8 protein-coding genes are annotated in these 13,031 nt (G+C 39.0%); 3 read left to right on the plus strand and 5 right to left on the minus strand.

All coding sequences use genetic code 11. The features are described from left to right. Genes B2V92_RS02300 through B2V92_RS02310 form a run of 3 tightly spaced genes read left to right on the plus strand, consistent with a single transcriptional unit; the run spans position 1 to position 5,066 of the window. Entirely contained in the window at positions 1-927 is a 927-nt protein-coding gene (locus B2V92_RS02300) for an efflux RND transporter periplasmic adaptor subunit (RefSeq protein WP_293304470.1), read from the plus strand. 2 nt (positions 928-929) lie between these two features. Continuing rightward, positions 930-3,995 carry an efflux RND transporter permease subunit gene (locus B2V92_RS02305; protein ID WP_293304472.1) on the plus strand — a complete coding sequence of 1,022 codons (3,066 nt, stop codon included), beginning with the start codon at positions 930-932 and terminating at the stop codon, positions 3,993-3,995. A 60-nt stretch (positions 3,996-4,055) separates the two neighbouring features. Continuing rightward, complete coding sequence (locus B2V92_RS02310; protein ID WP_293304474.1) at positions 4,056-5,066, plus strand: YncE family protein; 1,011 nt, start codon at positions 4,056-4,058, stop codon at positions 5,064-5,066. Positions 5,067-5,581: 515 nt separating this feature from the next. On the opposite strand, the gene B2V92_RS02315 is transcribed toward B2V92_RS02310, so the two are convergent. From B2V92_RS02315 to B2V92_RS02335, 5 genes are all read right to left on the minus strand, one after another. After that, positions 5,582-6,265 (minus strand): SMI1/KNR4 family protein, encoded by a 684-nt coding sequence (locus tag B2V92_RS02315; protein WP_293304476.1) that lies wholly within the window; start codon positions 6,263-6,265, stop codon positions 5,582-5,584. Positions 6,266-6,275: 10 nt separating this feature from the next. Then, positions 6,276-7,736, minus strand: coding sequence for a hypothetical protein (locus B2V92_RS02320; protein WP_293304478.1), 1,461 nt, complete (start codon positions 7,734-7,736; stop codon positions 6,276-6,278). Between the two features lie 4 nt (positions 7,737-7,740). Next, positions 7,741-8,343, minus strand: a complete 603-nt coding sequence (locus tag B2V92_RS02325) for a hypothetical protein (protein WP_293304479.1) — start codon at positions 8,341-8,343, stop codon at positions 7,741-7,743. Positions 8,344-8,485: 142 nt separating this feature from the next. After that, entirely contained in the window at positions 8,486-9,694 is a 1,209-nt protein-coding gene (locus B2V92_RS02330; RefSeq protein WP_293304480.1) for a hypothetical protein, read from the minus strand. Beyond that, positions 9,678-13,031, minus strand: a 3,354-nt coding sequence (locus B2V92_RS02335; RefSeq protein ID WP_293304482.1) for a TIGR02594 family protein, incomplete at its 5' end; no start/stop codon positions are given. The genes B2V92_RS02335 and B2V92_RS02330, both read right to left, overlap by 17 nt.

A 13,031-nucleotide genomic window follows, 5' to 3' on the forward strand; every position in this document is an offset into this window, starting at 1 on the left:
ATGAATAGCGATCTAAAATTAATGTGTGCAGGTATAGCCGCAATGTTTGTTTTTTCGGGATGTAATCCTTCTGCACCGGCCGATGCCGTAGATGAACCTTCGCCCGTTACGCCTGTTCAGATTACAACGGTAAGCGATAGCTCATTAGCAGAAACGGTAGAGCTTTCGGCAGTCTCGGCTTATCTTGAAAAGAGTTTTGTAAAGGCCAACATCAATGGTTATGTAGAAAGTGCACAGGCCGTTATAGGCAAACAGGTAGGGAGTCATCAACTTTTGTTCAGTTTGATTACTAAAGAAGCAAAATCGATCGGTAACAGCGTAAACAAACTCGATGCAGGTTTTAAATTTTCAGGGATTTCGAACATCAGGGCCGATCAGGCGGGCACTATTGTACAGGTAAACCATCAAAAGGGAGATTATGTGCAGGATGGTGAAGCTTTGGCCACCATAAGCAACCGCAATAGCCTTGTTTTTCTGCTCGATCTGCCTTACGAATATAATCAGCTCATTAACCAGAACCGTACATTGGATATCCTGTTGCCTGATGGGACAAAAATTGCCGGATCGGTTTCTGGTACCATGCCATCTGTTGACTCTGCCGCACAAACGCAGCGTTACATTCTTAAAGTTGCCGCCGGTAAAGATATTCCCGAAGGTCTGATTGCCAAGGTGCGGTTAACCAAAATAAAACATAGCCAGGCACAGGTGTTGCCAAAATCGGCCGTACTGGCTAACGAAACCGAAGATCAGTTTTGGGTAATGAAACTCATCAACGATTCTACAGCCGTAAAGGTAAACGTAAAAAAAGGTATCGAGAACCATAACAGTATCGAAGTTTTGGAGCCAAAATTTGCAAAAACCGACCGGATTGTTACCAGCGGGAATTATGGCATAGCCGATACGGCCAAAGTTAAAATCCAAAAATAGCCATGAACAAGTTTTTCATTTCCCATAAAAACCCTATCCTGGCTGTTCTGCTCATTATTATAGTGGGTGGGGTATATGCCTTTACACAGCTCAAAACCGGGCTTTTTCCTGAAATTACTTTCCCGAAAATCAAAATTATTGCCGATGCCGAGCTGCAGCCGGTTGATAAAATGGTGGTTACAGTAACACGTCCTTTAGAAAATGCCGTAAAACAAGTGCCCGATCTTCAATTGGTGCGCAGTACAACTAGCAGGGGCAGTTGCGAACTTTCTGCATTTATGAATCCCGGCGCCGATATCGATCTCAGTCAGCAGCGCATCGAATCGCAGATTGCCAAAATTAGTGCCTCATTGCCGGCAGGGGTTAATATTTCGGTAGAGAAGATGAATCCGTCTATCCTTCCGGTAAGCGGTTACAGTTTAGAAAGCCATAATTACTCGCCCGCCGAGCTGAAAAAAATTGCCACTTATACCGTAAAACCCTTTCTTTCGCAGGTTGATGGCGTTTCCGAAATCCGAGTTATCGGCGGTAAAAGCAAAGAGTACTGGCTGGAGCTCGATGCACAGAAAATGCAGACACTGGGTATCTCACCCGATCAGATCAGCAACGCCCTTAGCCAAACCAATTTTATCAAATCTAATGGTTACCTGGCCGATCATAATTACCTGTACCTATCGGTAACTGATGCCACGGTAAAAAATAAAAGTGATCTGGAAAATCTGGTATTGAGCAGAAAAGGCAACCGGATGATCAGGGTGCAGGATATTGCCAAAGTAAACATCCAGCAAAGTGTGGAGTATACCCGCATTAACGCTAATGGTAAAGATGGGATCCTGATTGCGGTAATTAAACAGCCCAACGCCAACCTGGTCGATCTTTCTAACGAGATGTACGCCAAAGTACAACAGTTAAAACGCATTTTGCCAGCCGGCGTAAGTATTAAGCCTTATTATGTACAGGCTGATTTTGTAAACGAATCGGTAAAAAGTGTGCGCGATAGTTTATTGATCGGTTTGGCCCTGGCCATTGTGGTGGCCATTATATTCCTCCGTTCGGTAAAGGCGAGTGCCACCATATTAATTACCATCCCGGTTACCCTTTGTTTAACGGTAATTGTACTTTATTTTATCGGTTATTCGCTCAATATCATGACGCTGGGTGCCATTGCAGCGGCCATTGGTTTAATTATAGACGATGCCATTGTAGTGGTAGAGCAGATACACCGAACGCATGAGGAACACCCGGAAGAAATTACCATGCGGCTGTTAAGCAAGGCCGTAGGTTATCTGTTCCCGGCCATGTTGGGCTCATCCATCAGTACCATCGTTATATTTGTGCCTTTTGTATTGATGACCGGGGTTGCGGGTTCTTATTTTCAGGTAATGACCAATACCATGATCATTACGCTGGTATGTTCGTTTTTTGTTACCTGGATCGGTTTGCCCGTAATTTACCTTTTGCTTACCCGCAAAGGCGGCAGCCATGCCGCATCGGGTAAAAAAACAGCAGTACACGAGGTAAAACCGCAGAACTGGGTACGCTATTTTATACAACGGCCCTATATTTCTATTGTATTCCTTCTGGTATTGATTACCTCCATTGTACTCGTTTTTCCACGTTTGGAAACCGGCTTTTTGCCCGAAATGGACGAGGGGAGTATTGTACTCGATTATGCTTCGCCGCCGGGCACCTCTTTAGAAGAAACCGACAGGATGCTGAAAGAAGTAGAAAAGGAAATTGTAAAAATCCCCGATGTACAGGCATACTCGCGCAGAACGGGTACACAGATGGGCTTTTTTATTACCGAACCTAATACCGGCGATTACCTGATACAGTTAAAGCCCAACCGAAGCAAAAGTACCGATGAGGTAATTTCTGATATCCGTACACATATCGAACATACGCAGCCTGCATTAAAGGTAGATTTTGGGCAGGTAATAGGCGATATGCTTGGCGATTTAATGAGCTCTACCCAACCGATTGAAGTGAAGATTTTTGGTAACGACCAGGAGAAATTACAGGTTTTATCGAAAAAGGTTGCGGGCATTGTTTCGCATGTTGCGGGCACGGCCGATGTTTTTGATGGTATTGTACTCTCGGGACCAACCGTTAACGTAAGGCCAAATTTTGCTTTGCTGGCACAGTATGGAGTAAGCCCGGCTTCGTTCCAATCGCAATTGCAAACCGCTATGCAGGGTAGTTTAATCGGTGATCTGTACGATAAACAACAGCTTTCGCCCATCCGCATGGTATATCCGGGCAGCCGCACTTTTGCAGTGGCCGATATCAATAGAATGAAGATTTTTCTGCCCGATGCTACAGCTGTACCTATACAGCAAATGGCCCAGGTAGAGCTGAAAGCAGGTAATGCGGAGGTAGAACGCGAAAACCTGCAAACCATCGGTGTGGTTACCGCCAGGTTGGATAACCGCGATTTGGGCAGCGTAATGAAGGATCTCCAGAAAGCTGTAAATACAGATGTTAACCTGCCATCGGGCTACCATATCGAATATGGCGGCGCCTATAAAGAGCAGCAACAATCTTTTTCAGAATTGTTAACCATTCTTATTGCATCGAGTTTGCTGGTGTTCAGTGTAATTTTGTTCCTCTTTAAGGATTTTAAAATTGCCTTCCTTATTTTATTAATCTCTGTTCTGGGTATTGCAGGCAGTTACCTGGCCCTGTTTTTAACCCATACGCCATTAAATGTGGGCAGTTATACCGGCCTGATTATGATTGTGGGCATTATTGGCGAAAATGCCATTTTTACCTTCTTGCAGTTTAAAGAATCGCTAAATAACCAAAGTGTAGATGATGCCATCACTTTTGCCATATCTACCCGTTTAAGGCCAAAGTTAATGACAGCCCTTGGGGCCATCATCGCGCTGATGCCCTTGGCGCTGGGGATAGGAGCAGGTGCACAGCTCCACCAGCCATTGGCCATTGCCGTAATCGGTGGTTTTATCATCGCACTGCCTTTATTGTTGGTGGCGCTGCCAAGCCTGATCAGGAAAGTTTACCAATCGGAGCAGGCTAGGGAAAGCCTGCTTAAACAGCACAATATTTAATTGCTGCACAGGTTATAGCCCGAAGTGACTATAAAATTTAAACCATATTAAACACAAAAAATGAAAAGTAAGTTATTATGCACAGCGGCTTTTTTAGCCCTTGCAATTACCACGATGGCCCAACAAAAAGGCACTTTAAAAGTATTGGCCGTGCATAAAATTAAAAGCGATGGCGGCTGGGATTATTTAACTATCGATGGGCAGCGTAACCACCTGTTTGTTTCGCACGGTAACCAGGTAAATATTTTAAATAAAACCACGGGCGATTCGGTAGGGGTAATTAACAATACTACGGGTGTGCACGGCATTACCGTTGCCGGCGCTTTTGGCAAGGGTTATACCACCAATGGCAAAGCCGGTACCTGTACGGTTTTCGATCTGAACAATTTTAAGGTTTTAGGAGAGGTTAAGGTAGGGCAAAACCCCGATGCCACTTTTTTTGATGATTACAGCAAAAAAGTAATTGTTTTTAATGGCAAAAGTGCCGATGCCAGCATTATCGATCCACAAACCGACAAGGTAGTGGCAAGCATTGCTTTGGGTGGCAAACCAGAGGCAGGTGTATCAGATGGAAAAGGCAAAATATATGTAAATATCGAGGATACTGGCGAAATTGTTTGTTTTGATATAAACAGCTACAAAGTTTTATCGAGGTATAAATTAAAAAATGCCGAAGAACCATCGGGTTTGGCTATTGATAGAGCTACATCAAGGTTATTTACCGTATGTGCCAATAAGGTAATGATTGTGTTGGATGCCAAAACAGGCCAACAGATAGCTTCGTTACCCATCGGCGATAACTGCGATGGTGTGGTTTTCGATCCTGCAACTAAACTGGCCTACAGTGCCAATGGCGAGGGTAATATTACCATAGTAAAAGAAATAAACGCCAATAAATTTGCTGTGGTAGAAACGGTAAAAACAGCAGTAGGGGCCAGGACCATAACACTTGATGCCACTACACATCACCTGTTTTTACCCACTGCCGAGTTCGAAAAAGGTAGCAATGGTGGTAAAAAGGCAGCACGTGTGCCGGGTAGTTTTAAGGTGTTGGAGGTGGGGAAAGGCTAGGCGGAGAAATATATAGTATTATAATAAAGCAGGTTGCCTCATTTGAGGCAACCTGCTTAGCCTGAATAACTTTTCTGAAGAAGATGAACCCATATCGGTCCAGTAATTAGAGAGAATACTAATGATGCAATAAAAAAACTAATCCCAATGATATATTTAGTTTTTCGATCCATTTTATAAAATGAAGGTGATACACATGTTCCAATCAAGGATATAAAATAGCCAATCGTGTTAAGCTTACTCAATAATTTGAGGACTTTGACATAATTACTGTCGAAATTGTAATGTGAACTTATCGAAATTATCCGGCCATCTTTTGCTGGTGTAAACAAGGCATCTTTAAATGAATAAAAGATACCATTCGAGCCAAATAGGAATTGAAATAACTGAATTGCGCAGATTGATAATGCTACGACATAAATAATTTTTAGCACTTTCACATCAAGATATTTAAAGTATACATTTGTCTGAAAAATATTTAAAAGAGTTTATTCATTATCTATCGAATGTTTTAATCAATCGCCAAAAAGTTCATCGTTTTCTTTTTCCATTGCCACCCAATCTAACCAATAATCAATCCCCGTTTTCCCTGCACCATTAGGGTCAATCTGAAAAAAATCCGGGATGATCTCAAAATTTTTTCTGCTTTTTAACTCTTGTATGTAATGTGTAAAACATTCTAAAAGTTTAGTGAAAGACGAAAAGATAATTTCGCTTAATCCATCTAAATCACCACCATATTCATGATCGTAAACCCTAATCGGATATTCATTGTTCGCAACTTCATATCTGCCATCAAAAACTAACGGGCCTGCATCATTACCCTCATCACCAAATGGATACAGCTTTGCATCAATAAGATCTTTGGCCAAGGAATAATCTAGGTTATCAATAATCTGCTGTAGCGGTTCGGTTGGAGATGAAATAGGTAACCCCATAAGCTGGCAGGAACAATCGAGAAAAAAGTATTGTTTATGCCATTCTATAAAACTTTTAGGAAATTTTATGTTGAATTTTTGTTCAATACTATAATAGTCTTCATCTGCTAATGTTCCGTCAATGGGTTTCCATATGTAATATCCACTTTGATTAACAGATGAATTAATCATATTTTTTGGGGTTTTTTCTTCATCATATCCTAATGAAAAATCGGAATACTTAAAATAAGCCTTAAAAAAGTTATGGATTATTTCATTCATATATTTCAATTTAATTGATTTTTTTTAAGCTATTTGTGCGATGATTGGCTACGTCAATATCTTCTTCGTAAGTCGCAATTTTAAAAATTCCCATGTAACGCCTTTCATCTTCATCCCAAATATAGTCTTCAAAAGCATCATAAGTAACAACTGCTCTAATTACTGTACCACTAGAGTTTTTAAACACACGTTGATCGATAATTTCAAAATAAAAATTTTGTAATTGTTCTTTGTACAATTTCCCAATTTCATCCGTTGCGCCAAAACCATTTACCCATGCATCAGGATTACCAGTTTTGATATCGGTAAAGATGGAAAACAATTCCATAAAAGGCCCCAATGAATTTAACCTATTCCTTATTTTTGGTAAATTTAGTTTTGTTAAATGCAATCTGCTTGTCCACTTTTGATGCACTTTTTGAGGAATAGCAAAAGCAATATTACGTTGTTTGTGGTGATGATGAACAAGTTGGTTAAATTTATACGATTTATGTGTAGGGTTGTACTTAATCCACTGGTCATCAGCATTAACTTTATTAAATTGATTCTTTGCAATAAAGGCTCTATTTTCAGGACTAAACATTTCTGGCCTTTTTTTAATCAATTGATCCCAAAAATATTTTGCATTCCTTGGATTTCCATGCACGGTTCGGCCACTTCTAGGCATGGCAGCTGTCATGTCAATGCCTGTACCTTTTATATAATAAGATTCAGGTATAGGATCAGCATTGGGCAGTCCCTGTTGTTGTAGCTCCACATCAATAATCCCCAGTTCATCTTCATTATCATACCACTGTTGATCATATACTACATCAAAATTATTGGGTATATAAATAGGAGAATTTTCGTTATATGTGCCATTTAGTAGATCTTTAAACGCTTGATTAAAACTATTTGGATTTTCTATCAAATAACCAACGGCCCAATCAACAAGCTCCTTATTTGGAGAAACTGAGTTTATTGCTATATAATTTTCTAATGCCTCGTAAATTTCATCATGTGCCAACAGAAAATTTTGTTTATCAGGATCGGCTATGCCCATAAAATTAATGATGAAACTCAATTTTACAGAATTAACAGATGGTCCTACTGGAACAGGAATAGCGCCAGGTCCTTCGCATGGCAATAGCCAACTATAACCTTCGGGAGCTGGATAATTTGGCAATTTATACGCTGGATCTGGATTACAATTGAGGCCGTTTGGAGGGTAATAATCAGCCCTGGTGGTACCACCGGCCCAACCAGGGCCTCCAGCATTACTTTCTCCATTAGTGTTGCCACTACTGCCATTTTCCCAGCCGTCATCTCCGGGCCCCTCAGTGCCACGAATCATGATGCACTTTCTGCTATCAACTATAGTTGTTCCACAAAACTCATGACACTTTGTAAGGCATATCACCCATACACTAGGGGCATTTGGTCCAGGCGGAGTTATCGGTGGCTCTACTGATCCAGGAATAGAGTTAGTCAAGGTATTAGTTGATTTTTTTCGGCCCAATATTCATACTTGTTACTGGAGCAACCGGTTTACAATCGTAAGCTTTAATAAAATTGCCTTCCCAATCTTTCACAACTATTTTGCCTATATATTGGTCTCTCTTTCCATAGAGCCAAGCTTTATCAGGAAGCAGTGTCACCCATTCTGAATTAATTTTGTGTAGACTATCTCTATACATGAAAAGATAATTTAGAGCTCCAAATGGTATGAGCTCTTTCTTTTCCACATCAACAACAGCATACGTTTTACTAAAATTGAGCGGTATTTTAACAGCATTGCCCGTAGAAATTAATTTTTGGTATGCACTCTCCCAAATCAATTCTCTACTGTTTAAGATTGCTTCTGCAGATTCTTCATCGGTGGTGGGAGTAACATTACCCGATGACATTAATTTTTTAGTTTTTGCAATCTGTTTTACATTCGCTTCGAAATATTTCTTGGCCTCTGCAATAGATAGCCCATTTTGAAGATCTTTAGAATTCGGCTGTAATAGGTCTTTTTTACAGCTGGATGCTAGGAGCAGGCACATTACGATTAGGCAAGCCATTGCTTTGCCTTTAAAGCGTGTTAATTTTTTCATTGTTAATTTAAATTTTTAAAATGTGAGAGGGACGATTTTATAAATACTATAGTACTTATAGTTTAAGTGGCTTTCGGAGTTTTACTAATAAAATTTAGTGTGGTTATTTGTATTTAAATTTATTTTTTAAAGTGATTATCCTTTATTCCGGATCAGCCCCTGTTGGCGGTGCTTCTTCCTGTAGTTTGGCTATAATCGCTTTCATTTTGGGCAAACCGAAATAATTATGCTGTTCTATTATTATAATTACCTCGGGATGCGAAACGGAGAGGTTGTATAAAGAAGAACCGGGTAAATTCCATACATCTGATGATTCGAGAGATTTGTATTTTTCTATAGCTGGGTTTTCGATGTTGGCAATATTAGCTACGATTTCTGCTTTTTCTACAGCAGTGAATTTTTTGGAAGGGTCTTCATCGAAGATTTTGTTGCCATCGCCATAATATAATGTACTTATAAAACTTCCTAATGCATAGATAAAACGGTTGTCAGTTGAACTTGTATTTGCTTCTACATATTTTAATAACCCTTTCCTTATTTCTAACTTATTGTTTAAGTCTTTTACAAAAAAAAGATTTGCGATTCGCTGTCCTGATAAGGGGCTATAATTTAGGTTTTTCTTGTAAATTGAATCCAATACCATTTTATTTATTTTAGGCTCCTTATCATAGCCAAAATCATCAAGTAGCTTAATCAAAAAGTATTGCTCATTATTTAAAAGCCAAGCTAAACTGGCTTTGTCATTATTAAACAAATATTTATTCCTATGAATAATATGTGGTTGGATAGTGATCTTATAAGTTTTATCACTATTGATCTGGATTATATTTTTCAGTGTTTCTGCTTCTGTAATTATATGATCTTTTCTCATTAAAAATAAAATTGGCATCAGTGATGAATTACCGAATTCATCTTCGAGTATCTTTTTAAATTGAAATTGATCTTCCTTATCTAAAATTGAAATGTAATTCTCCTTTGCATGTATTTTATTATGCACACTTTTTAATTTCTCTATCCCAAATACTTCTTTAAGTTTCTGATTAAATGCTTCTTCAGAAATTTTTATAAATCCCTGACTTTTTAGGCCTTCAAGTACTATCTTCGAAGCTAAAATTAAATCCTGTTCTGTCATTTTATAAGGATTATCCTGTTCTATTTCATCAGATTCAATTCTCTTCTGATAGTCCATATGTTGTTTGATTTGGCTAATTTCTACTTGACTTAGAGACATTTGAGGTTGTTTAGTGTTAATTGCTTTATTCTTACATGATACTGCCAGTAATAAAAAAACGGTGCATAAGATTACTATTCTATTTGTACCCATATTTGTTTTTTTAATTTGTTTTTCCATATTGTTGATCATTAATTCCTATTTTAATATTAAGAACACTAGCGTTAGGATAGATGTCCTTTTCAGTCAATTTATCTTCTTCTTTTTCTACATAATCGATGGGAATATAAAATCCGTATAACTTTTTCTTTTTATTTTGGCTGGTATATTCGCCATATTCACTAAAACGTATAGAATCGTCTTGATTACCACCAAGTAATATATATTTACCACTACTACTTTTACCATATAATAAGCCTGTGTGTCCCTTTTTGCCATTGATATGTCGATAGACGACGAAACAGCCATAAATAGGAGTAGATATTTTTTTATACTTCGGATTATTTATTGGAGCTAAAGAACTTGCAGAGTTTGTATGACTGAAAGGCTCATTTTTGTTTTTTGAGTTCTTTGTTCTGCTAATACACCAATTCATGAAAGCCGCACACCAAGGTCCTTTATCTCCATCGGTTGGTTCATTACTATTATCGCAGTATTTTAAATAAGATTTTGCCTTTGAATACATTGGTTCTTTGCCTTCGTAGCACCCTTTCATTGCTTTTGCTTCGTTAAGAGCGATGGTCATCCATGGTGCTCTAGTACCAATTATTTTAATGTCAATTTCTTTCCAATCACAATCTTTTATTTTGAATATTTTGGAAGTATAATTATCAAAAGCGTGTTGTTTTTCTGTGTAACTATTTCCGACTTCACTCCCAACACCCTTAGATACTGGCTCCGCTTGAGGAAATCCGTTACTCTTCGCCACCAACCCCCTCCACTTAAAAAAAGCCATCGATGTTAAAACTGCAATCTTAATATCTTTCGCAACGATGTCAGAATCTTTCAGGATATCTATTTTTTCATATTTTAAAGTATAGGTATTTGCCTTCGCATAATTTTCCCGTCCGGTAAGTTGTATCAAACCTTTGCCCCTGAATTTCCAGCCGTCACCCTCTTGCGTATTGCCAACCCTGTTGTTAATACTACGGTTTTTATCGGCATAAGCCAGGTTGGCTATCATTTGTTCGTTGGCTGCATGGTCTTTTGTCCGGCCGTATTTATAAGCTTCTTCTTTATGTTTAACGAAGTATGAAAACGGAGGATTATCGCGTTTTCCTGTCTTTTTATTCAGGTTGCCGTTAATTAAAGTATCTGCACTATAATTCATATTCTCTCCGGTTTTTACATGGAGTTTAGTGCTCGATTCGACCCTGATCTGCGCAAAAAAATGTGCCTTTACCCAACAGGTGTTCATACCAAATTCTGCCATATATTTGTTGTAGGTTTCGGCTACGGTTTTGATTGTTCCATCATCAGCATCTTTAAAAATCTGTTTCAATTCGGCTATGGTTATCGCTGCATTACATCTCGGACAGTTACCTTCGCTGTGCCCTTCCTGTCGGCCTATTCCCACCAAAGCCTTTCCTCCATTTGCCGGAACATCATTTTTAAAGGCAACCAAAGTATTACTGATGCCAAAAAACTCCATTTCTTCAATCACAGCATAAAAATGATGGAGTTTTTCGCTGTAGGTTTTCTCCCAGTTCTTGGATAAGGTAAAATCAAATTCAACTACACCGTTAGCATTTAACGGGTATTTATGATGATGTACAATGGTGTCTTTTCTTAACTTATCTAACCCCAAGCGGCTTTCTTTACGGTATATTTTAACAGCTATTTCTCTTGCACTCAGGTTTCGGGTCCGGATGCGGCATTTCATTTTACTGCCATACAAAGCCTGTATAACCTGCCTGTTGTCGGCCAAAAACTCAATACTTACAATCTCTTCTTTTGTAACCAATTGTAGTTTTTGCAAAGGCTGGGGGATATTTCCGTTTAAAATCTCATATTTTTTGTTGGCTGACGCTACTTTAAAGTAAAATTCTGTGCCTTCCTTTAACAGCTTCCGGTATTTTTCTGCGTGCGGTACAAAATCATAGCCAACGGTATCTAAAACCTGACTTGGTGGTATTTTGAACCCTTTAATAATATGTATGGATTTGGTATTCCCTGAAGTATCTAGATAACCATATTCCAGATTTACCATTATGCCTTCGGCTGCCTTAAATTTTAGATAGGCACGGTTTAATTCTCCCCAGCCTGTTTTTGTTTTTTTGCCACCTTCGGGGTATTCCCATTGGGCAAGTATAATTTCGGGTTGGGCAACGGTTATTTTAACTGCCACTTTGGAGCTTGGTTGTTCTAAATAGGCCTGAACGGTATATTCGCCGGGTTGTATAAAATGATGGCTAATGGTTTCTCCTGTTTTAGATTTAAATGCTTCAATTGGTTTACCTTCAGCATCTTTGCATTGCCATTTTATTGCAGCAGTTTCTTCTGGCAGGGCAGGTAATATTTTAAACTGATCCTTTACACTAAAGCTTACTCCTTCATTTATCCTCGTACTTTCAATAGAAGCGCTAATAGATTTAATCCCATTTTTTATAGCCTGTATCTTTACCGATTGTTTTGGAATGCCATTAAAACAGGCAGACACAACGTAAGAACATTCGTCATGGCAAACTACCTTGGTCATGTTTCCTGTGGGTATTAATATGGCAGGCTTGCCCTTTCCGCTAATTTTGGTTACTTCCCAGGTAATTGCGCGGATGTCGCCGGGAATAGCTACAGTTGGAAAAAGACTTTTAAGCCTGAATTCAATCGGTACTTGTATCCTTACTTTTGTTTGTCCATCAATTGTAGTTACAGTTTCAATCTCATTTTCTTTAATGGTATAAGTTTTGGTTACTTTCTTATCACCACTCGCTTTGCCATAAGCTTCGATCAGGTAAGTGCCGGCTTTTTTGAAGGTTACTGTCAGCATTTCTCCTGCATCACTTCTCAATTGAATTGGTCTGCCATCTGCATCATAAACCACCCAATTAACACCCCGTTTATCCTCATCGCTTGGCTGGCCAATAAAATTTGCCTTAAAGGTTATAGGACTATTTAAAGGTTGCTCTCCACCATACATTAAAGTAGATATCGATTTTACGGCTGCACCATCTTCATCATCGTTTTTTGCTTCCTGTTCGGTATGTATTAGTTCTTCAGTGATTAATGGACCATCAGCGGCCCAACTGCCTGAACTGGCATTTTCAAGTACTTGTGCGGTAATGTTGGCTTGTTGACCATGTTGTACAATTTTTATGTTTCCTCCTTTTGCCGTACATAATGCAGTACTTTTATCGGTAAGTACATATGCTCCATTATGAAGTACTATCTTTTCATAATAATCTTTCCATTCCAATTTAGCCGTGCATGGGACTGGTTTACTCGGATCGGGAACTTTACACTGACCGAAATTGAGGTTGAGCAGTTTGTTTTCCAGCGTTGTGGCAATAAGTTTAGTTTC

Origin of the sequence: Pedobacter sp. UBA5917, assembly GCF_002432345.1 — a bacterium.
Taxonomy (GTDB): Bacteria; Bacteroidota; Bacteroidia; order Sphingobacteriales; family Sphingobacteriaceae; genus Pedobacter.

What these genes read in the sequence shown, in the direction of transcription:
- B2V92_RS02300 (WP_293304470.1), top strand. Translation starts at nt 1, where the DNA reads ATGAATAGCGATCTAAAATTAATGTGTGCAGGTATAGCCGCAATGTTT.
- B2V92_RS02305 (WP_293304472.1), top strand. Translation starts at nt 930, where the DNA reads ATGAACAAGTTTTTCATTTCCCATAAAAACCCTATCCTGGCTGTTCTG.
- B2V92_RS02310 (WP_293304474.1), top strand. Translation starts at nt 4,056, where the DNA reads ATGAAAAGTAAGTTATTATGCACAGCGGCTTTTTTAGCCCTTGCAATT.
- B2V92_RS02315 (WP_293304476.1), bottom strand. Translation starts at nt 6,265, where the DNA reads ATGAATGAAATAATCCATAACTTTTTTAAGGCTTATTTTAAGTATTCC.
- B2V92_RS02325 (WP_293304479.1), bottom strand. Translation starts at nt 8,343, where the DNA reads ATGAAAAAATTAACACGCTTTAAAGGCAAAGCAATGGCTTGCCTAATC.
- B2V92_RS02330 (WP_293304480.1), bottom strand. Translation starts at nt 9,694, where the DNA reads ATGGAAAAACAAATTAAAAAAACAAATATGGGTACAAATAGAATAGTA.